The 19,684-nt window shown below is 66.7% G+C and carries 18 protein-coding genes; 3 read left to right on the top strand and 15 right to left on the bottom strand.

Going from position 1 to position 19,684, the window contains the following annotated elements:
• Positions 1-115: 115 nt before the first annotated feature.
• Both EDC25_RS00410 and folD read right to left on the bottom strand, forming a co-directional pair.
• Complete coding sequence (locus EDC25_RS00410) at positions 116-661, bottom strand: GGDEF domain-containing protein (RefSeq protein ID WP_132577155.1); 546 nt, start codon at positions 659-661, stop codon at positions 116-118.
• Positions 662-768: 107 nt separating this feature from the next.
• Positions 769-1,626 (bottom strand): bifunctional methylenetetrahydrofolate dehydrogenase/methenyltetrahydrofolate cyclohydrolase FolD, encoded by an 858-nt coding sequence (gene folD, locus EDC25_RS00405; protein WP_123521853.1) that lies wholly within the window; start codon positions 1,624-1,626, stop codon positions 769-771.
• Between the two features lie 79 nt (positions 1,627-1,705).
• Between folD and EDC25_RS00400 the strand changes: the two genes are divergently transcribed.
• Positions 1,706-2,017: a DUF1244 domain-containing protein gene (locus EDC25_RS00400; RefSeq protein WP_123521929.1), complete on the top strand. Its 312-nt coding sequence runs from the start codon at positions 1,706-1,708 to the stop codon at positions 2,015-2,017.
• Here EDC25_RS00400 and moeB read toward each other — a convergent pair.
• The 10 genes from moeB to ndk all read right to left on the bottom strand — a co-directional run bounded on the left by moeB (position 2,014) and on the right by ndk (position 11,872).
• Complete coding sequence (moeB, locus tag EDC25_RS00395; RefSeq protein ID WP_123521854.1) at positions 2,014-3,156, bottom strand: molybdopterin-synthase adenylyltransferase MoeB; 1,143 nt, start codon at positions 3,154-3,156, stop codon at positions 2,014-2,016. The genes EDC25_RS00400 and moeB overlap by 4 nt on opposite strands.
• Positions 3,157-3,165: 9 nt before the next feature.
• Positions 3,166-4,383, bottom strand: coding sequence for a molybdopterin molybdotransferase MoeA (locus EDC25_RS00390; protein ID WP_123521855.1), 1,218 nt, complete (start codon positions 4,381-4,383; stop codon positions 3,166-3,168).
• Positions 4,368-4,976, bottom strand: coding sequence for a molybdenum cofactor guanylyltransferase (mobA, locus tag EDC25_RS00385; protein WP_123521856.1), 609 nt, complete (start codon positions 4,974-4,976; stop codon positions 4,368-4,370). The genes EDC25_RS00390 and mobA overlap by 16 nt, the downstream gene beginning before the upstream one ends.
• A gap of 103 nt (positions 4,977-5,079) precedes the next feature.
• Complete coding sequence (der, locus tag EDC25_RS00380; RefSeq protein ID WP_123521930.1) at positions 5,080-6,507, bottom strand: ribosome biogenesis GTPase Der; 1,428 nt, start codon at positions 6,505-6,507, stop codon at positions 5,080-5,082.
• A 68-nt stretch (positions 6,508-6,575) separates the two neighbouring features.
• The gene (gene bamB, locus EDC25_RS00375) at positions 6,576-7,715 is read right to left on the bottom strand and encodes an outer membrane protein assembly factor BamB (protein WP_123521857.1); all 1,140 of its coding nucleotides are present in this window, start codon (positions 7,713-7,715) and stop codon (positions 6,576-6,578) included.
• Positions 7,712-8,341 carry a YfgM family protein gene (locus tag EDC25_RS00370; RefSeq protein ID WP_123521858.1) on the bottom strand — a complete coding sequence of 210 codons (630 nt, stop codon included), beginning with the start codon at positions 8,339-8,341 and terminating at the stop codon, positions 7,712-7,714. Before EDC25_RS00370 ends, bamB begins: the two co-directional genes overlap by 4 nt.
• Positions 8,342-8,520: 179 nt before the next feature.
• The gene (locus EDC25_RS00365) at positions 8,521-9,387 is read right to left on the bottom strand and encodes a helix-turn-helix domain-containing protein (protein WP_164484007.1); all 867 of its coding nucleotides are present in this window, start codon (positions 9,385-9,387) and stop codon (positions 8,521-8,523) included.
• A gap of 89 nt (positions 9,388-9,476) precedes the next feature.
• Positions 9,477-10,319 carry a type IV pilus biogenesis/stability protein PilW gene (pilW, locus tag EDC25_RS00360; RefSeq protein WP_123521860.1) on the bottom strand — a complete coding sequence of 281 codons (843 nt, stop codon included), beginning with the start codon at positions 10,317-10,319 and terminating at the stop codon, positions 9,477-9,479.
• Complete coding sequence (gene rlmN, locus EDC25_RS00355; protein ID WP_123521861.1) at positions 10,306-11,439, bottom strand: dual-specificity RNA methyltransferase RlmN; 1,134 nt, start codon at positions 11,437-11,439, stop codon at positions 10,306-10,308. The genes pilW and rlmN overlap by 14 nt, the downstream gene beginning before the upstream one ends.
• 7 nt (positions 11,440-11,446) lie before the next feature.
• Complete coding sequence (ndk, locus tag EDC25_RS00350) at positions 11,447-11,872, bottom strand: nucleoside-diphosphate kinase (RefSeq protein ID WP_123521862.1); 426 nt, start codon at positions 11,870-11,872, stop codon at positions 11,447-11,449.
• A gap of 328 nt (positions 11,873-12,200) precedes the next feature.
• Here ndk and EDC25_RS00345 point away from each other — a divergent pair, with 328 nt between their 5' ends.
• Together EDC25_RS00345 and EDC25_RS00340 are read left to right on the top strand one after the other, a co-directional pair.
• On the top strand, positions 12,201-14,573 hold the full coding sequence (locus EDC25_RS00345; RefSeq protein ID WP_123521863.1) for a 3-hydroxyacyl-CoA dehydrogenase/enoyl-CoA hydratase family protein: 2,373 nt from the start codon (positions 12,201-12,203) through the stop codon (positions 14,571-14,573).
• A gap of 19 nt (positions 14,574-14,592) precedes the next feature.
• Positions 14,593-15,789, top strand: coding sequence for an acetyl-CoA C-acyltransferase (locus EDC25_RS00340; RefSeq protein WP_123521864.1), 1,197 nt, complete (start codon positions 14,593-14,595; stop codon positions 15,787-15,789).
• A gap of 490 nt (positions 15,790-16,279) precedes the next feature.
• Here the strand turns inward: EDC25_RS00340 and EDC25_RS00335 are convergent, their stop codons facing one another.
• From EDC25_RS00335 to EDC25_RS00325, 3 genes are all read right to left on the bottom strand, one after another.
• Positions 16,280-17,185, bottom strand: a complete 906-nt coding sequence (locus EDC25_RS00335; RefSeq protein WP_132577154.1) for a hypothetical protein — start codon at positions 17,183-17,185, stop codon at positions 16,280-16,282.
• 81 nt (positions 17,186-17,266) lie between these two features.
• The gene (locus EDC25_RS00330) at positions 17,267-18,259 is read right to left on the bottom strand and encodes an LLM class flavin-dependent oxidoreductase (RefSeq protein WP_123521866.1); all 993 of its coding nucleotides are present in this window, start codon (positions 18,257-18,259) and stop codon (positions 17,267-17,269) included.
• Positions 18,260-18,399: 140 nt separating this feature from the next.
• Positions 18,400-19,551, bottom strand: coding sequence for an NAD-dependent epimerase/dehydratase family protein (locus tag EDC25_RS00325; protein ID WP_123521867.1), 1,152 nt, complete (start codon positions 19,549-19,551; stop codon positions 18,400-18,402).
• Positions 19,552-19,684 lie beyond the last annotated feature (133 nt).

The raw sequence follows: 19,684 nt of genomic DNA, 5'->3' as shown, positions 1-19,684 counted from the left end.
GGCTGACAGGCTCCGGAATACGGCACCGGCGACGGTGATTGCGCCGTCGCATCCTTCCCTGGGGTACAGCTTCAGCCGTCCCGATCCATCGGGATCGCGCCGTCGTAGCCGTGGATCAGAACTCCACGACTTCGATATAACCGTTTTCCTGGAACGAGGCCAGGTCGCAGGCAAGCTGCGCGGTGCGCTGCGCGGCCCGTGCATCGCGGTCGTAAGGCGCGATGCCTGCAGACATCTTCAAGGCGTCATTCGGGCCGTGCACCATTTCAACCGAGAACAGCTTCATCATCAGGGCGATGCTGTTGCGGGCGGACTCGACATTGCAGCCGGTCATGCCGAGCAGGATGTCGTTGTTGTCCCAGCGCAGGCAGAGGTCGCCATCGCGGGCGGCTCGCTCCAGCTTCTGCAAGGACCGCGTCCTGACGACCGTCTTCACGGTCTCGCTGGCTTCGGGACCGAAGCCGATACGGAACATGCAGACGACGGCGGGCTTTCCGGAGGCGGCTACCCGGCGGTCGAAGGCATCCAGGGCATCTTCGAACCCGCTTTCGGCCCGCGTCGGCGCCATCCGCTCGTCCGCCTTGTCCGACGCCGTGGAGGCAAGGGCCCCAAGTTCACCCAGATCGAAATCGAGGATCGCTCCGTCACCGCTGCTGTCCATGGTTCTCCCTCCGAGGGCCTGTTGCAGGCAAGCGTACGGTGGCGAACGTAGCACAAAGCGTGACGCAGGTCACGTTTTAACAAAGGTTTGCTTTTCGTCACACTTGGTTACAAATCACCCGCCCGATCAGCGGCTTCCAACGTGTTCTGCATCAACATCGCAACGGTCATGGGTCCCACACCGCCCGGAACCGGCGTAATCCAGCTGGCGCGCTCGGCAGCGGCCTCGAAGTCCACGTCTCCGCACAGGGAGCCATCTTCGCGCCGGTTGATGCCAACATCGATCACCCGCGCGCCGGGCCGGATCCATTCACCCTTGACGATGCCCGGACGGCCCACCGCCACGACCAGCAGCTCGGCCTCAGCCACGTGGGCGGCCAGGTTGCGCGTGAAGCGGTGGCAACAGGTCACCGTGGCGCCGGCGAGCAGCAGTTCCAGCACCATGGGGCGCCCGACGTGGTTGGAGGCGCCAACGATCACCGCGTGTTCGCCGTAGAAGGTCGCGCCCGAGTGCTTGAGCAGCTCGATCACGCCCTTGGGCGTGCAGGGCCGCAGGCCAGGCTGGCGCAGCACCAGTCGCCCCATGTTCTCGGCATGGAAGCCATCGACATCCTTGCCGGGTGCGATCCGCTGGATCAGCGCTGCAGGATCGATGTGCGGCGGAAGGGGCAGCTGGAGCAGGATGCCGTCGATGGCCGTATCGGCGTTCAGGCGGTCGATGAGCGCGAACAGGTCGTCGCCGGCCACGTCGGCGGGCAGATCGTAGTCCACCGCATCGATGCCGGCCCGGCGCGCGGCACTGCGCTTGTTGCGGACGTAGACGGCGGACGCAGGGTCGTCACCGACCAGGATCACAGCAAGGGCCGGGGCCCGGAGTCCTCGCGCAAGGCGGGCATCGACTTCGCCCCGGATGCGGTCGAGATGGGCATCGGCCAGGCTGCGGCCGTCGAGGATTTGCGCGGGCATGGCGGTGCACGGAAGACGGGGAGCGTGCATTATGCCTTCTGCGGCGCCGCCGCCCTACCCCACTATCGCGGAAATGGACATGGAACTCGACGATCGATTCGCTGCCGCTGCTTTCCGTCGCCTGCTCGGACACCTGCGCTCACGTCCGGAGGTGCAGAACATCGACCTCATGATCCTCGCGGGTTTCTGCCGCAACTGCCTGGCGGACTGGTATCGCGATGCCGCAACCGCTGGCGGCCCTCCCCTGGATCGCGAAGCCGCGCGCGAACTCGTCTATGGCGAGCCCTTCGCCGACTGGCGGATGAAGCACCAGCGTGAAGCGACGCCGGAACAGCTCGCCGCCTTCGAGGCCAGCCAGCGCCGGCATTCCGTCGCTGAGCCGGGTGCCTAGGCGCTGCAGGCACCGCCACCCGTCGCCGGCAGCCTTGACAGCATGGGCGCGCCCTCGGCGCAGCCCGGGCACGCCGGATCGCGTTCCAGCGTCACGCGCCCGAAGCGCATGCTGGCCGCATCGTAGGTGAGCAGCGTTCCGGCGAGCGTCTGTCCCAGGCCGAGCAGGTGCTTGATCGCCTCGGTCGCCTGCAGCAGGCCGATCACACCGGGAAGCACGCCCAGGACGCCCGCTTCGGCACAGTTCGGAGCGAAACCGGGCGGCGGCGGCTCGGGGAACAGGCAGCGATAGCAGGGGCCCGCGCCCGGCACGAACAGGCTGACCTGGCCGCGGAACCGTTCCACCGCCCCATACACCCAGGGAATACCCAGCGTTCCACAGGCGGCGTTGACGAGGTAACGGGTATCGAAATTGTCGGCGCCGTCGATCACCAGGTCGTGCCCCGCCAGCAGCGACAGTACATTCTCGCGGTCCAGGCGTTGCCCGACGGGCTCGACGTGCACCCCGGGATTCAGCGCAGCCAGCCGCTTCGCTGCGGAGAGGACCTTGGCCTGGCCCACGTCACTGTCGCCATGGAGCACCTGGCGCTGCAGGTTGCTGCGTTCAACGTGGTCGTCATCGACCAGCGTCAGCTGTCCTATGCCTGCCGCGGCCAGGTAAAGCGCCGCAGGTGAGCCCAGCCCTCCGGCGCCGACCAGCAGCACCCTCGCGGACAGCAGGCGCTTCTGCCCGGCCAGGCCGACATCCGGCAGGCGCAGGTGCCGGTCATAGCGCTCGGCATCGGCCGGCGGCAGGCCTTCACCCTCCAGCAACGGCAGGCCCGCCGCCAGCCACTGGCCGAAGCCGCCTGTCACGGAGGCGACACGGGCATGGCCGGCGGCTGCCAGATGCTCGGCAACGCGCCGCGAACGCACACCGCCCGCGCAGATGAGGACGATGTCCTGCCCTGGCGACAGTGCCAGATCCGCCAGCGCGGCCTCCAGGGCGCTGCACGGTGCGCTTTCGCTCCGTGCCGGTCGCCCCTGGCTCCATTCCGATGGCTCACGGACATCGACCAGTCGGGCGCCATCCTGCACGCGTCGCCACGCCGTGTGGACATCGATGTCTTCGACGCCGTCCCGGAAAGCAAGAGTACTCATGCCTGAAGTCTATAGGTTGCCGCCGGGCAGTCGGCTGGCCTGCACGACATCGCCCGGCTGGTATTCACGTTGTCCCTCTTCGAGCCGTACCAGTGCCTGCGCCGAAGCCAGCGACGTCAGCGCACCAGAGCCCTGGTGTTCGAGAGGCGTGGCCAGCCATCGTCCTTCCTTGTCGTTCTCCAGCGTTACACGGAGGAATTCCATGCGCGCGTGGTTCTTGCGCAATCCGACGGCCATGCGAACCGGGAAGGTGGCGGCTGAAGATCGACCGAGAAGGCGGTCCAGCAGCGGCCGTGCGAGCAGTTCGAAGGTCACTCCCACGGACACCGGGTTGCCGGGCAGCGCCAGCACGCGCGTCGTACCGATACGCCCATACAGCACCGGCATCCCGGGCTTCATGCGCACCTTCCAGAACACGATCTCACCGAGTGCCGCGATGGTTGCCGGCAGATGGTCGGCGGCGCCCGCGGAAACGCCGCCGCAGGTCAGGATCAGGTCGACCTCGCGCGCCACGAAGTCCTGCAGGGCCCTGCGCAACTGTTCGGGGCAGTCGCCGCAGCAGCGGACCTCGACGATGTCAGCACCGGCGTCCGTGACCAGCCCGCGAAGCAGCGGACCGTTGCTGTCGTAACGCTGCCCGTGGCCAAGCGGCCGCTCGGGCGGAACGAGTTCGTCGCCGGTGGCCAGCACGGCGACCCTGGGCCGCCGGACGACATCGACCTCGGGAAAACCGGCGCTGGCCAGCACGGCGATGCGCGCCGGAGTGAGCGTTTCGCCGGCCGCGGCAACACGCGCTCCCTCTGCGCAATCATCATCGGCGGGCCGCACGTTCGCACCCGGGCGCGCGTCGGCGGGCAGCCACACCTGATCGCCCTCGCGCCGTGCCTGCTCCTGGATCACCACCGTATCCGCCCCCAGCGGCATCGGCGCGCCGGTCATGATCGCGAAGGCGGACCCATCACGGAGTACATGTTCACGGGTATCACCTGCGAGAATGGTGCCGGACACGGGCAAACCCTGAATGGCCGCGCGCTCCAGATCGGCGGCACTCAGCGCGTAGCCATCCATCGCGGCGTTGGCGAAACCCGGCAGTGCGAACCGTGCGTACATGTCCACATCCACGATGCGGCCCAGCGCGGCGTCGAGCACGATGGTCTCGCCCGGCAGCCGCAGCACATCGGACAGGACCAGCCCCTGCGCCTCGTCGAAACTCAATCGGGTCCGCATTTGCCCTCCAGACCGCGCAGGTCCTCCAGACGGTTGATGTTGCTGAATTCATCGGCGCGGATGTCGGGCCAGTCAAGCCAGTGCACGCCCATGGCCTCCAGCCAGACGCGCATCGCGGGCGGCCGCGGCGCACGAAGCGCATCTTCCGCAGCGCCCGCCAGTGAGCCGTGAAGGACGGCGAACAGCGGCTGCTGCCGACCTTCGCAACGCAGCGCGGCGGCACGCGCGTCCGTCTTCACCCGTTCATGCAACGGTTGCACCTGGTCCCGCGGCGCAAGCGGACAATCGATGGGCACAATTGCCAGCACCGCCCCCGGAAACCGGCGCCAGGCACTGGCCAGCGCGGCCAGGGGGCCGCAGTGCAACCACCCGGGTTCATCGGCGATGCTTTGCAGGCCGAGCCGCGCGTAAGCCCAGCGGTGGCGATTGGCACTGATGACCAGGCAACCAACCTGCGGCTGCAGGCGCTCGCGCGCGTGGCAGACCAGGGGCCGGCCATCCAGCCTCAACCAGGCCTTGTCGCGACCCGCACATCGGCTGCCCTTGCCACCGGCGAGGATCAGGCCGATCAGCGGCTCAGCGGATCCGGCCATGGCGTTGCCTGGGCATTGCAGGTGGCCATCGACGCGATGCGAGGCTTTGTCGACGCATGTCGCGATCTGCGGCCGGTGGCGCGGACGGCGCGTCTAGCGCCGATCAGCGGCGCTTGACGTGGCGGATCAGCCGCTTGCGCTTCGCCTTCTGGCGTTCGGTCAGCGGATTGGTCCGGCCGGCAAAGGGATTGTCGCCGTCGCGGAACTCCAGCCGGACCGGTGTGCCCACCAGCCGGTAGTGACGGCGCAGGAAATTTTCCAGATAGCGCTTGTAGCTTTCCGGCAAAGTGGCGAGCCGGTTGCCGTGCAGGACGATGCGCGGCGGCGTGCGTCCGCCCTGGTGGGCATAGCGCAGTTTGGCGGTACGTCCACGCACCAGTGGCGGCTGGGCGCTTTCGAACGCCAGGTTCATCACGTCGGTGAGTTCGTGCGTATTGAACTCGAAGGTGGCGGAGGCATGCGCGCGGGAGATCGCCTTCATCAGCTCGCCCAGGCCGGAGCCATGGCGGGCGGAAATGAACACCGTCTCCGCCCACGATACAAAGGCGAGCTTGCGGTCGAGCTGCTGCTCCACCTGTTCGCGTTCGTCGGGCTTCAAACCATCCCACTTGTTGACGACCACGACCAGCGCACTGCCCGCGTCCAGCGCATGACCGAGGACAGTCGCGTCCTGGTCGGTCACGCCCTCGTGGGCATCAATCAGCACCAGTGCGATCTGTGCCTGCTCCATCGCCTGCAGCGTCTTGATGACACTGAACTTCTCGACGGCATCGTCAACGCGGCCGCGGCGACGGATTCCTGCGGTGTCGATCAGCAGGTAACGGCGACCGTCACGCTCGAAGGGTACTCGAATGGCGTCGCGGGTCGTGCCGGGTTCGTCGCTAGCGACCACGCGTTCCTCGCCAAGCAGGCGATTGACCAGCGTGGACTTGCCGACATTGGGCCGACCGATGATCGCGATGCGCAGGCGGTCGGGATCATTGTCGGATGCCTCTTCCCCCTGCGGCGGCAGCGCATCGACGATGGCTTCACCGAGGCTGGTGACGCCCCGGTTGTGGGAAGCTGCCAGCGCCAGGCCTTCGCCGAGACCCAGCTCGCTGAACTCCGCGCTGGCGATGTCCTCGTCCAGGCCGTCGGTCTTGTTCACCGCCAGCAGGACGCGCTTGCCAGCGCGACGCAGCGCCTGGCTGATCTGGCGGTCGTACGGCGTCAGGCCATCACGCGCATCCAGTACGAAGACAACCACGTCGGCTTCGACGATGGCGGCCTCTGCCTGGCGGGCGGCGAGTTTCGGCAGCTCCTGTTCGAATTCACTCAGGCCACCTGTATCCACCAGCAGGAACGGACGCGAGAACGTACGGCACACGCCGTGGTGGCGATCGCGCGTCACGCCGGGCCGGTCCGCGACGATGGCGTCACGCGTACGCGTCAACACGTTGAACAGCGTCGATTTGCCCACGTTGGGGCGTCCGACCAGGGCGACGACCGGAAGGGTTCCGGTCAGCACCGTGTCGGCTTGGTCAGTCGACATCGCCGGGGTCTCCATGGCCGGCAGCGCCGGGGCTCACCCGCCATTGCCGGCTCAACAGGTTGCGGGCGTCAGCTGCCGCTGACGCGATAGGCGGTAAGGCTGCCGTCGATGGTGGTCACGTAGACGACATCCCCCATGGCCAGCGGCGCGCTGCGGATGGCATCGCGGCCGTTGCGGTCACGGGCGACGATGGCACCGGTGTCCGGATCGAGCCAGTGGACGTAGCCCTCGAGGTCGCCGACCGCCGCATATCGGCCGACGACGGCGGGGGCCGAGAGCTGGCGGTTTTCCAGCGCATCCTGGGTCCAGAGGGCACCACCGGTGTGCTGGTCCAGCGCGACGACCTTGCCGTCGGCGCCACTGACGAACAGGTGCTGCCCGAGGGCGACGCCGGACACGGACGACAGGTCGCGGTTCCAGCGCGTGTGGCCACCGGCGATATCGATGGCCACCGTCTGGCCGTCGTAGCCGGCGGCGTAGAGGACACCGTCGGCAGCCACGATCTCGCCGTCGACGTCTGCAAGCCTTTCCAGATCGGTGCGGCCTTCACCCAGGCCGACCTGCTGCTGCCACACCACCATGCCGTCGTCGGCACGCAGGGCGATCACGCGGCCATCGTCATAGGCATTGAGGAGATAGCCGCGGTCGTAGCGCGGGCTGGAATTGCCCCGCAGGCTCAGCGGCGGAACGGCCTGCTCGTGCAGCCAACGGCGGCGTCCATCCGACAGTTCGTGGGCGGTGGTTCGACCGTCGTGGCTGCGCGCGAAGAGGTGACCTTCGGCGATGACCGGCGCGGCGATGACTTCCGACGTCAACTGCTGGACATAACGCTCTTCCAGCGTCTGCGCGTCGAACACGACGACGGTGCCGTCGAGCGTGCCGACAGCGATCACACCCTCGCCCGCACCCGGCGTACTGGCGAAGCGGTGCTTCGTGCGCAGGCGATTGATCTCGCTGCCGCTGTTCGGATCGATGACCAGCAGCTCACCCTTGGTATTGGCAGCGTACAGGCGGCCCTGGTATGCCGTCACCGACATGTCCAGGCCGGACCTGCCGCCGACATCGCCCAGATTGCGACTCCACAGGCGCTGCACGCTGATCCGGGTCTCGATGTCCTCGAGTTCCTTTGGAGGCTTGATGTTCTCGCGCTTGGCGCTGGAACAGGCCGCCAGAACGCCGACCAGGACGAGCAGCAGCGCCCGCATCATGCCTGGTCCCCTTCGACGGACGGGAACTCGCTCAGCTTCATGTCCAGCGCGGCAGGGTTAGCCGGTCCGGCGGCCTGCGCTTCCAGATAGGCGGTGCGGGCGTCGTCGCGCCGGCCCAGCGCCGCGAGGATGTCGCCCCGCAATTCGGCGCGTTCCGCCGCGAAACCGTCATTGCCGACGGCATCAAGGATCTTCAGTGCCGCATCGGCCTTGCCCGCGGCCAGCTCAAGCCGGGCGAGGCGAAGGTTGACCAGCGAACGCAACGCCGCTTCGTCAGCCTGCCTTGCGGCCCAGGCCAGGTTTTCGCGGGCGCCAGCGATGTTGCCGGATTCGGCCTGCTTGGCCGCCTCGGCCATCGAGGCCAGCACCGCGAAACCGCTGCCCGGATATTCCTCGCGCAGCTGGCGCGCCGCGGCGGCGATCGCTTCCGCCGATGCATCCTCTGCGCGGACGCGCTCGAACAGCTCGGCGGCCGTGTGAGCCTGGCGCAGCTTGTGCTGCTGCCATTGGCCGTAACCGAAAATCGCCCCCAGGCCGATGACGATGCCGGCGATGATGGCGGAAGCGTTGTCCTTCAACCACGAGCGTACACGCTCGCTTTGCTCGTGCTGGTCGTAAATTTCCATGGATGGTCCAAACGGTGGAAGCCGCGACCGAAGTCCGGTCGAATGCGATGGCGAAGCTTACCAGCGGCGCCGCTTTGACGCAGCCGGTAATGCGGACCGGCGGATGGGCCTGCCATCCGCCGTCCTGGGGCGCTCCCGGTTGACCGGCAGCGCGGGCACCTGCTGGCAGGCCGATGGCCTCAGCCTTCGCCGCCAAAAACCTCGACGCGAACGACGTCGTTGGGACTGCGGTGCGCCGACAGGTCGACGGCCGTGCCATTGGTGGTCAGGCGGGCATGCCGGCTGTTGCCGATGGTGAACTGCAGCGGCTGCTCGCTGCGGTACACCCAGCGGCCCGGCGTGCGCAGCGCCTGGTGGACCCGGCGTCCGGACGCGCTGACCTCGACCCAGCTCTTGTCGTCGAGCTCGAGCACGGCCTCGAAGCGGCCGCTGCCGACAATGTTGTCGACGCCATCGGCGCCATCGTCGGCGGGCGTGGATGCTTCCGGTGTGGCGACCGGAAGCGTCGGGCCGACGTTTGCCATCGGCGGCACTGCGATCAGGGACGCGCGCAGCACTTCCGTCTGCTCGGTCGCCATCGACGCCGGTGCCGGACGCTGCGGCAGCGCTACCAGCGCACCGCCCTCACCCGCCAGTGGCGGCTGCAGGTCGAACCGGTTGCCGGCGAGACCTTCGCCCAGCTTGCCGGAGGCGGCCCACCAGACCACGGGCAAGGCGATCAGCGCAGTCAGCGCGATATAGGTCGCCGGACGCACATAACGCTCGATGACGTATTCACTGCGCGGACGGACGCCCGTGGCGACCAGTGCCGGCGCCGGCGCCTGCTCCTGCTGAAGTGCCTGTTCGATTTCGTCCTCGGGCAGCCCGACCAGCCTGCCGAAGCTGCGCAGGTAGCCGCGACGGTAGATCGGCGCACCCAGTCCTTCCAGGTCGCCCTCTTCGACCTGGGCGATCACGCGCGCTGGAAGACGCAACTGCACTCCCACTTCCTCGATGCTCCAGCCACGCGCCAGACGCGCGTCGCGGAGCTTCCCCGCAAATTCCATGTCCCGTCCCCCCGCTGGTTCTGTGAACATCACTCGTCGTCCTGATCCGCACTGCCAAATCGCCGACGGAACCCGCCGGCAAGAAAACTTCAACCACCACTCGACCGCAGGCGCGCGCGATAGGTCGCGGCGGCGCCGGTATCACCAAGCTGCTCTTCGATTCTTGCGGCCAGTTCCAACGCCTGGCGGTCAAGGCCACCACTGGCGTCTGCGCGCTGCACGAATGCGCGCGCGCGCAGGTACTCCTGCTTGCTGAAGGCGACGTTCGCCATGCCCAGCAGCGCCTGCACGTCGTTCGGAAAGCGCGTGAGCACCTGCGACAGGTAGTTCTCGGCCAGGTCCATGCGTCCGCTGGCCAGCGCGCAGGTGCCGGCATTGGCCATCGCCGACTCCGGAGTCTTGTAGAAGGGATCGGCCAGCGCCTGGCGGAACGACTGTTCGGCTTCGGCGTAGTTGCGCTGGCGGCACTGCCAGCTGCCGTAGTTGTTGAGGATGTCGCCCTGGCGGCCACCGTGGCGGACGGACTGCCGGTAATGATGTGCAGCCTGGTCGGAATTGCCGATCGTCTCGTAGAGGATGGCGATGACGGTATGCGCGCTGGCCGAGTTCGGGTCGATGTTCAGTGCGCTGTTGAGCTTTTCCAGCGCGATCTCGTATTCACCGCGGGCGTAATAACGCTGGCCCAGCTCGACGAGGATGTCGGAGTTGTTGCGCCGCGTCTCGCCATCCATCTGGTTGCCGCCGCGCGAGCGGCTGCTGCCGTTCCGGTTGTTGCGGTTGCCGCTGTCGCGGTTGCCGCGGTTCGGCACCGCCGCCACCGTATTGCTGCGCATCTGCGGCTCGTTCATGCGCGGCTGGCTGGCGCAGCCGCTGCCGGCGAGCATGAAGGCCGCCAGGAGGAAGATGAGGACAAGTCGATCAGACGGCTGCATGGCGGTTGCGTTCCTCGACTTCGCGCCGGAACTGCGCCGAGCGCCGCGTCCGGTCGGCGACCTTGCCCGCGAGCTGTCCACAGGCCGCGTCGATGTCCTGCCCACGGGTGCGTCGCAGGGTGGTGATGATCCCGGCGTCGTAGACGATCTGCTGGAACCGCTGGATGACAGCGGGATCCGGACATTCGTACTCGGTGCCGGGAAACGGATTGAATGGAATCAGGTTGAGCTTGGACGGCACCTTGCGCAGCAGCTTGACCAGCGCGCGCGCCTGCGCCTCGCTGTCGTTGACGTCCTTGAGCAGCGTGTATTCGAACGTGATCGACGAACGCGGACGCTTGGCCTGGTAACGCTTGCAGGCCTCCAGCAGCTCGACGATCGGATACTTGCGGTTGATCGGGACCAGGTGGTCGCGCAGCGCGTCGTCAGGTGCGTGAAGCGACACCGCAAGGCTCACGTCGGCGGCGTCCGACAAGCGGTCGATCATCGGCACGACGCCAGCGGTGGACAGTGTCACGCGCTTGTTCGCCAGGCCGAAACCGAAATCGTCGCGCATGATGTTCATTGCCGGCACGACGTTGTCGAAGTTCAGCAGCGGCTCGCCCATGCCCATCATCACCACGTTGGTGATGCGTCGCGTCTGGTGCGTGAGGTGGCCCAGTTCGCGCGCGGCATGCCAGACCTGGCCGACGATTTCCGCCGTCTTAAGGTCGCGGTTGAAGCCCTGCTTGCCGGTCGAACAGAAGCGGCAGTTCAGCGCACAGCCCACCTGCGAGGACACGCACAGCGTGCCGCGCGTGGGCTCCGGGATGTACACCGTCTCGATGCCGTTGGCGCCGTCCAGCGAGAGCAGCCACTTGCGCGTGCCGTCGACCGATTGCTGGTCGACCTGCGCGGTGGGCACGCGCACTTCGGCGATCCCGGCAAGCTTGCCCCGCAAGGCCTTGCCGAGATCGGTCATCTTGTCGAAATCATCGGCGAAGTAATGGTAGATCCACTTCATCACCTGGTGCGCGCGGAAACGTTTCTCGCCGAGCTCTTCGACGAAAAACGCTTCCATGCGGGTCCGGTCGAGACCGAGGAGGTTGACCTTCGACGACGATGTCGACTGCTGCATCATCCGGTGCTCAGCGCGAGGCCAGCTCTGCTTCGGTGAAGAAGTAGGCGATCTCGTTCTTCGCCGTCTCCGGGCCATCCGAACCATGCACGGCATTGGCGTCGATGGAATCCGCGAAGTCCGCGCGGATGGTGCCCGGAGCCGCATCCTTCGGGTTGGTCGCGCCCATCAGCTCGCGATTCCTGGCGATGGCGTCATCGCCTTCCAGCGCCTGGATCATCACCGGCCCGGAAATCATGAATTCCACAAGCGCGCCGAAGAACGGACGCTCGCGATGGACGGCATAGAAACCTTCCGCTTCCTCGCGGGTCAGCTGCTTCATCTTGGCGGCGACAATCTTCAAACCGGCCTTTTCGAAACGGGTGTAGATTTCGCCGATGACATTCTTTGCAACAGCGTCGGGCTTGATGATCGACAGGGTGCGTTCCAGCGCCATGAAAACTCCAGATACCTAGTAGGGTGGGGATGCGAAAGCGGGCCGCTAATCTAACAGCATTGCCGGTGGAATCACAGGCTTAGCCGTGATTTGTGAGGTCCCATCTCGCGCCTCCCCTGCCCGCGCACTGTAGCGTTGAGACTGGACGTGCTGTGTGACTGGCGTCTCAACTTGACCGGCAACGGTGTTGCTGCGAGCATCCATACTGTTGAGTATGGTCAGGTGGCCCGTCCAGCCGGAAAGGGCCGGCCCGTACGGGCGCATCCGGACCATCCATTTCCGACACCCATCCGTTTCACCCGTAACCAACTGACCCTTGGGGATTTCGATGACCACTCCTCGTCTGACCATACGCAAGGCGGCCGTGCTGGGCGCCGGCGTGATGGGCGCACAGATCGCCGCGCACCTGGCCAACGCCAATGTCGATGTCGTCCTGTTTGACCTGCCGGCCAAAGAAGGCAAGCCGAACGGAATAGTCGACAGGGCGATCCAAGGCCTTGCCAAGCTGTCCCCCGCTCCCCTGGCCGAGCCCTCGCGCCTGGGCGCGATTACCGCCGCCAACTACGACCAGCACCTGGAGCTGCTCCGTGACTGCGACCTGGTCATCGAGGCGATCGCCGAACGGATGGACTGGAAGCGCGACCTTTACGTGAAGATCGCCCCGTATGTGTCTGAAACTGCAGTGCTTGCCAGCAATACCTCCGGCCTGTCCATCAATGGTCTGGCCGACGCCATCCCGGCCCAGCTGCGGCCGCGCTTCTGCGGCGTGCACTTCTTCAATCCGCCGCGCTACATGCACCTGGTCGAGCTGATCCCGTGCACCGGCACCGATCCGGCCGTGCTCGACGGTCTTGAAACCTTCCTGACCACGAACCTCGGCAAGGGCGTGGTGCGCGCCAAGGACACGCCGAACTTCATCGGCAACCGTATCGGCGTCTTCTCGATCCTGGCGACCATGCACCACACGCAGGAATCAGGCCTGGGCTTCGATGTCGTCGACGCACTGACCGGGCCGGCCATCGGCCGTCCCAAGAGCGCCACCTACCGCACGGCGGACGTGGTCGGCCTGGACACCATGGCGCACGTCATCAAGACCATGGCCGACACCCTGCCGGATGATCCGTGGCACCGCTACTTCAAGGCGCCGACGTGGCTGCAGGCCCTGATCGACAAGGGTGCGCTCGGCGCCAAGACCGGCGCCGGCTTCTTCCGCAAGACCGGCAAGGACATCCACGTCCTTGATCTGGCAAAGCAGGATTTCCGCCTTGCCGACGGCAAGGCCAGCGACGAGGTCGCCGGCATCCTGGCGATCCGTGACCCGGCCGAGAAGTTCGCGAAGCTCCGTGCCAGCAGCGATCCGCAGGCGCAGTTCCTGTGGGCGGTCTTCCGCGATCTTTTCCACTACACCGCCTTTCACCTGGGCGACATCGCCGATACCGCCCGCGACGTCGATTTCGCCATCCGCTGGGGTTACGGCTGGAAGCTGGGACCCTTCGAAACCTGGCAGGCCGCCGGCTGGAAGCAGGTCGCCGCCTGGATCGACGAGGACATCAAGGCCGGCAAGGCCATGAGCGACGCGCCGCTGCCGGCGTGGGTGCTGGATGGTCGCGACGGCGTGCACGGTGGCGACGGTTCGTGGTCGCCGAATGCCGGCAAGGCCCTGCCCCGCTCGACCCATCCGGTCTATGCACGCCAGCTGTTCCCCGATCCGCTGCTCGGCGAGCGTTTCGACCCGGGCATGACGGTCTGGGAGAACGACGGCGTCCGCCTGTGGACGCTGGGCGACGATGGCGTTGGCATCGTCTCCTTCAAGACCAAGATGAACACCGTCAATGACGCGGTGCTGGACGGCCTGCAGGAATGCGTGCGCATCGCCGAGCGCCAGCTCAAGGCGCTGGTGATCTGGCAGACCGGCGAACCGTTCTCCGCCGGCGCCGATCTCAAGGGCGCACTGGGCCTGCTGCAGGCCGGCCGCTTCGACGATTTCGAGAAGATGGTCGACAACTTCCAGAAGACCTCGATGGCACTCAAGCATTCGCTGGTGCCGACCGTTGCCGCCGTGCGCGGCATGTGCTTCGGCGGCGGCTGCGAGTTCCAGATGCACGCCACTCGCACCGTCGCCGCGCTGGAAAGCTACATTGGCCTGGTCGAGGCCGGCGTCGGCCTGCTGCCGGCCGGTGGCGGCCTCAAGGAACTGGCATTGCGCGCGTCAAGACAGTTCCCGAACGATCCCTTCGAAGGCCTCAAGCGCGTGTTCGAGACCATCGCCATGGCCAAGGTCGGCGGCAGTGCGCTGGACGCGAAGCGCATGGGCCTGCTGCGCGACGCCGATGTTGTCGTCTACAACGCGCACGAACTGTTGTACGTGGCGAAGCAGGTGGCGGCTTCACTGGCCGAAGCCGGCCACCGGCCGCCGCTGCCGGCCCGCGACATCACCGTCGCCGGCGATGTCGGCAGCGCCACCTTCAAGTCGATGCTGGCCAACATGATCGAAGGCCGCTTCATTTCCGAACACGATTTCGACATCGCCGCGCGCATCGCCGACACCTTGTGCGGTGGCCGCATCGAGCGCGGATCACAGGTCGACGAGCAATGGCTGCTGGACCTGGAGCGCAAGCATTTTGTGGAACTGGCGCGCACGGAAAAAACCCAGGCCCGCATCGCCCACACCATGACCACCGGCAAGCCGCTGCGCAACTGAGCGACGAGGACACCACATCATGAGCAGACAGATCCAGGACGCCTACATCGTCGCCGCCACCCGTACGCCGGTCGCCAAGGCACCGCGTGGCGCCTTCCGCAACACCCGCCCCGACGACCTGCTGGCGCATGTCCTCAAGGCGGTGATCGCCCAGGCACCGGGCATCGACGTCAATCGCATCGATGACGCGGTGATCGGCTGTGCCATGCCCGAAGCCGAGCAAGGCATGAACGTGGCCCGCATCGGCGTGCTGCTGGCCGGCCTGCCGCACACGGTTTCGGCGGTCACCATCAACCGCTTCTGTTCGTCCGGCGTGCAGGCCATCGCCATGGCCGCCGACCGCATCCGCACCGGTGACGCCGACCTGATGCTGGCCGGCGGCACCGAATCGATGTCGATGGTGCCGATGATGGGCCACAAGGTGGCGATGAATCCGGCCTTCTTCACCGACGAGAACATCGGCATTGCCTACGGCATGGGCATCACCGCCGAGAAGGTCGCCGAACAGTGGAACGTCAGCCGCGAAGAGCAGGACGCCTTCGCCCTGGCCAGCCACCAGAAGGCCCTGGCCGCCATCGCCGGCGGCGAGTTCAAGGACGAGATCACCCCGTTCCAGCTCGACGACCACTACCCCGACCTGGCTTCGCGCAGCAGCAGGACCGACTCGCGGATCATCGACACCGATGAAGGCCCGCGCGCCGACACCTCGCCGGAAGGCCTGGCGAAACTGCGTACCGTGTTCCGCGCCGGTGGCAGCGTCACCGCCGGCAACGCCTCGCAGATGTCCGACGGTGCCGGCGCGCTGCTGCTGGCCAGCGAGCAGGCGATCAAGGACTACGGCCTGACGCCACTGGCCCGCTTCGTCAGCTTCTCGGTCGCCGGCGTGCCGCCGGAGATCATGGGCATCGGTCCGAAGGAAGCGATCCCGAAGGCGTTGAAGCAGGCCGGTATCACCCTGGACCAGCTCGACTGGATCGAACTCAACGAAGCCTTCGCCGCACAGGCGCTGGCGGTGATCAAGGATCTCGGTCTCGATCCGTCCAAGGTCAATCCCCTCGGTGGCGCCATCGCACTGGGCCATCCGCTGGGCGCTACCGGTGCCATCCGCGCCGCGACGCTGGTACACGGCCTGCGCCGTCGCCAGCAGAAGTACGGCATGGTCACCATGTGCATCGGTACCGGCATGGGCGCAGCCGGCATCTTCGAAGCCGTCTGAGCGCCCTGCCCGTTCCGGCAACAGGACAGCGGTGCCGGAATTACGACGGAACTGAAAGTGGAGCAGACGCCGCCCCTGGGCGGCGTTTTTCACCGGCGCGCTGCCCCTCGCCCAAGGCATCCCGGCAGGGCTGGCATCAGCGGCGGAGGTCTACTGCCGTCATCGTCGAGCCCGCCTGGAAGTGTGGATCACAGCGGATGCCGTGGCGAGGCGGTCGCGCGGCAGGTGATCGCAATGGCTGCCATCCTGCGCCCCCTGGCAACGCCACCCCTGCCAGCACGAACCGACCGAAGGGCACGAAAAAGAACCGTCGCCACCTGGCCATCCCGGATGCCAGGTCGCCCGTGACGTCCTTGACAATGCCAACCCACTGATTACCGGCAGGTGCCGGATACATTCGACGCACACGTCGTTGCCGACAGCATCACCTCGGCGGACGTTGATCACGGCGCCGCGCCTGCCACGTCCCACTACGGGAATGGGACGCCGGTCAGTCGCCGGGCTGCGTATGCGTGCCGTAGACGGCCACGGCAGGCGGCGAAGGCGAGTACGGGCCGAGGTCGACCAGACCGTCATAGTTCTGCGATGGCACGACCCGTTCCATGCGCCAGTCGGGCGTAGAGGCCGCATCATCGCGACCTGGCTGGTCATGGATGCCGCAGCCGTCGGCCATGCACGCCCAGATCCGTCCGCCGTTCCCACGAAATGCGTAAGTGGCCACAGGTCCGTCAAGATGCATCGCCATGGGACGGTACGCCGGGTCACCCGCAAAACCGGCAGTCCGTCTTGCATGCAGATTGCCAGTCAGTGCCAGGGACATGGCGCCTGGATGCGCTGCCCGCGACTTCTGCCACGCCCGCGCCATCATTCTTTCCCGTTCTCCCCGGGCATCGCCGGAGCGGTCGTCGAAGACCGCGACTTGCAGTCGCGAGTCCGCATGTGAAAGTACACGCAGGCCCTCGACGAGTTCGAACATGGCCGCGCTGGTTCGACCATCCTGCTCGCTGCGACGCCAGAAGGCGGTGGACAGCAATGCCGTCCCGTCCGCGGGCCGACCGGCGGAATCGAGATACGCGGCGATCGGTTCCGACTGCTCAAGCGGAAACTCCAGTCCCACCACCACGGCCGGAACACTGCGGTCGCGCAACGCGGAGCACACCGCACCGAGGAAAAACGCCGGCGCTTCGACCGACCCATGCATCTCGCCGAACAGGACCGATCCGGAGCGCGCCTCCGCGGGAAGCAGCACGTCATCGCGTGGACAAACCTCCTGACGAACTGTCGCGTCGTCGGCACTGGCGCCAGCAACAGCATCGAGCAACAGGCAACCTGAAAGAACGGCGGCGATCCGCGTGATCCGGCTTGTCATGAATCCGACCCTGGCGATGGAAGTCACGCTGAGAGGCGACAACCGGCGAAAAGTTCCAGATTCAGCGGAACGGGCTGGATTCGCCGAGCCGGTGCCGGAAGTCGGCGATCAGCCCGACCTCGAAACAGCCCACTCGGCGGCGGCTGAGAGCGACTGTGTTCGTGCTTCCAGGCTGTACAGGTTGCTGACGACGATGAGCTCGTCCGGCCTGTGGCGTTCGACGAACGCATCCAGGCCAGCGGCGACCGAATCCGGATTGCCTACCACGCTGCAGGCCAGCGCATGTTCGACGCCGGCCTTTTCCAGAGGGGTCCACCAGTTTTCGATATCGTCGATGGGCTGTGGCAACAGGCCGATGACGCCGCGGCGCAGGTTTGTGAAGCTCTGTTGCACGGTGGTGAACTGGCGACGTGCTTCCGAATCGGATTCGCCGGCGACGACATTGATGCCTGCAATGGCATACGGCTTCGCGAGCCGCTTCGATGGCTGAAACCCCTCGCGATAGACACGCAAGGCCGCACCCAGCGCATCCGGCGCGAAGTGCGATGCGAAGGCGAACGGCAGGCCCAGCCGGGCCGCCAGTCGGGCACTGAACAGGCTGGAGCCCAGCAGCCAGACATCGACTTCGACCCCTTCACCCGGAATCGCGCGCACGGCCTGGTTGGCCGTGGCCGGCTCGAAATAGGCCAGCAATTCCTGTACGTCGTGCGGGAACTGGTCGGCGCTGTCGAAATAGCGGCGCAGCGCACGCGCGGTCGCTGTATCGGTGCCGGGCGCGCGCCCCAGGCCGAGATCGATGCGACCGGGTGTCAGGGTCGCGAGGGTGCCGAACTGTTCGGCGACCTGCAGGGGCGCGTGATTGGGCAACATGATGCCGCCGGCACCGACGCGGATCCGTTGCGTCCGGCCAGCGATATGACCGATCAGCACGGCGGTCGCCGAACTGGCGATGGCCGGCATGTTGTGGTGTTCGGCAAGCCAATAGCGCCGATAGCCGAGCGCTTCGGCATGCTGTGCCAGTGAAACGGAAGCACGGAAACTGCTGGCGATGTCGCTGCCGTCGGCAACCGGCGCGAGATCTAGCACCGACAAGGGAAACATGCGGACTCCGGAAGCGGCTGTTCAAGAAGGAGACCTGATCAATGGGGTCGCCTGCCGCCGTTTTCCAGCGCTTACGGTCCCGTCGCGCATGCCGCCTTGCAGGATGCCGCGCCAGTCGGGCGCGGCATCGTTGTCATCGTTCAGGCACCACGCGCATGCCAGGCGCGCAGCAGTTCCGCCTCGCGGTCGCGCGTAAGTCCCGCACGCAGCGTGGCCTGGCGTTCGGCCGGGAGACTGCGGAACCAGGCCAGAAGGTCGGCGACCGTCGTCGCCAGCGGCCTGAACGTCAGTCCAGCCTCGAGTGCCCGCGCGTTGCTGACGCGTCCGTAGCCCGAATAGGGACCGGCTTTCGACGACACCCAGATCGGCAGGCCGGCCTCGTTGGCCTCGAGGAATTCCGGCGTGACATGGGTCAAGCGCACCGGCCCGCCGGTCACGGCATGGCAGCCGTGCACCATCGCATCGGTCGTCAGCGTGTAATCCGGACCGACCGCATTGAAAGTACCCGTGGTGCCCGCTTCGGCAAGACGGATCACCCACTCGGCGAGATCGCGGCCATCGATGATCTGCACCGGATCGCTGCCATCACCCGGGACCAGCAGCTCGCCGCCCTGGGCGATGCGATGCGGCCAGTAGGTGAAGCGGTCGGTCTCGTCACGCGGCCCGACGATGTAACCCGGCCGGATGATGGTCACCCGTTCGCCGAACTGCTTGTGCGCTTCCGCTTCGCTCAAGGCCTTCAGCGGGCCGTAGAGGTTGCCCATGTCGGCACGCAGCGTTTCCATGGTTTCGGCCATGGCATCGCTGCCGCGGTACCGGGCCAGCGACGCGTCCTCCTCGATGCCGGCGCGGCTGCCATCGGCATAGACGGAGATCGTCGAGATGAACAGATAGTGGCCGACCTTGCCCTTGAGCACCTTGCCGGCATCACGGACCCAGAACGGCAGTGAAGTCGGATTGTCGATGCACACGTCCCACTCGCGACCTTCCAGGGCCTTGAGATCGCCGGTGTTGCGGTCGCCATGCAGCTGCTCGACTTCGGCCGGCCATTCCGGCGAAGGACGCTGGCCACGATTGAACAGCGTGATCCTGTGGCCACGCGCAAGCGCGTAATCGACCTGGAACGGGCCGGTAAAACCGGTGCCACCGAGAATGAGGATGCGCAGCGGCCGTGCCGCTCTCTGCACTGCAGCCGCGCCCGCTGTGCGCGCGCCTGAAGCGAAGGCAGGCAGCGTGACGGCAGCGGCGGCGGCAAGGGCGCCCAGTTTGAACAGGTCGCGACGTGTGGTCATGGCGGAAGCTCCCGGGGTCGATGGTCGAACGGCGGTCCTGTCAGGGACAGGACCGGCGTAGCGCCGGTATAGCCCACCCGGATCCATCGGCACCCCTGCCGGAAGTCCGACGCTGCGACGAAACGAGGACTCC

The organism is Pseudofulvimonas gallinarii (assembly GCF_004343305.1).
Classification (GTDB): Bacteria; Pseudomonadota; Gammaproteobacteria; order Xanthomonadales; family UBA2363; genus Pseudofulvimonas; species Pseudofulvimonas gallinarii.
Note: the sequence above shows the minus strand (reverse complement) of the source record. Positions and strands in the feature narration are given on the sequence as shown.

What these genes read in the sequence shown, in the direction of transcription:
- bamB (WP_123521857.1), bottom strand. Translation starts at nt 7,715, where the DNA reads ATGATGCGGGCGCTGCTGCTCGTCCTGGTCGGCGTTCTGGCGGCCTGT.
- mobA (WP_123521856.1), bottom strand. Translation starts at nt 4,976, where the DNA reads ATGGCCGGATCCGCTGAGCCGCTGATCGGCCTGATCCTCGCCGGTGGC.
- ndk (WP_123521862.1), bottom strand. Translation starts at nt 11,872, where the DNA reads ATGGCGCTGGAACGCACCCTGTCGATCATCAAGCCCGACGCTGTTGCA.
- EDC25_RS00340 (WP_123521864.1), top strand. Translation starts at nt 14,593, where the DNA reads ATGAGCAGACAGATCCAGGACGCCTACATCGTCGCCGCCACCCGTACG.
- EDC25_RS00370 (WP_123521858.1), bottom strand. Translation starts at nt 8,341, where the DNA reads ATGGAAATTTACGACCAGCACGAGCAAAGCGAGCGTGTACGCTCGTGG.
- EDC25_RS00325 (WP_123521867.1), bottom strand. Translation starts at nt 19,551, where the DNA reads ATGACCACACGTCGCGACCTGTTCAAACTGGGCGCCCTTGCCGCCGCC.
- EDC25_RS00410 (WP_132577155.1), bottom strand. Translation starts at nt 661, where the DNA reads ATGGACAGCAGCGGTGACGGAGCGATCCTCGATTTCGATCTGGGTGAA.
- pilW (WP_123521860.1), bottom strand. Translation starts at nt 10,319, where the DNA reads ATGCAGCCGTCTGATCGACTTGTCCTCATCTTCCTCCTGGCGGCCTTC.
- EDC25_RS00365 (WP_164484007.1), bottom strand. Translation starts at nt 9,387, where the DNA reads ATGGAATTTGCGGGGAAGCTCCGCGACGCGCGTCTGGCGCGTGGCTGG.
- EDC25_RS00400 (WP_123521929.1), top strand. Translation starts at nt 1,706, where the DNA reads ATGGAACTCGACGATCGATTCGCTGCCGCTGCTTTCCGTCGCCTGCTC.
- folD (WP_123521853.1), bottom strand. Translation starts at nt 1,626, where the DNA reads ATGCCCGCGCAAATCCTCGACGGCCGCAGCCTGGCCGATGCCCATCTC.
- EDC25_RS00330 (WP_123521866.1), bottom strand. Translation starts at nt 18,259, where the DNA reads ATGTTTCCCTTGTCGGTGCTAGATCTCGCGCCGGTTGCCGACGGCAGC.
- moeB (WP_123521854.1), bottom strand. Translation starts at nt 3,156, where the DNA reads ATGAGTACTCTTGCTTTCCGGGACGGCGTCGAAGACATCGATGTCCAC.
- EDC25_RS00345 (WP_123521863.1), top strand. Translation starts at nt 12,201, where the DNA reads ATGACCACTCCTCGTCTGACCATACGCAAGGCGGCCGTGCTGGGCGCC.
- EDC25_RS00390 (WP_123521855.1), bottom strand. Translation starts at nt 4,383, where the DNA reads ATGCGGACCCGATTGAGTTTCGACGAGGCGCAGGGGCTGGTCCTGTCC.
- rlmN (WP_123521861.1), bottom strand. Translation starts at nt 11,439, where the DNA reads ATGATGCAGCAGTCGACATCGTCGTCGAAGGTCAACCTCCTCGGTCTC.
- der (WP_123521930.1), bottom strand. Translation starts at nt 6,507, where the DNA reads ATGTCGACTGACCAAGCCGACACGGTGCTGACCGGAACCCTTCCGGTC.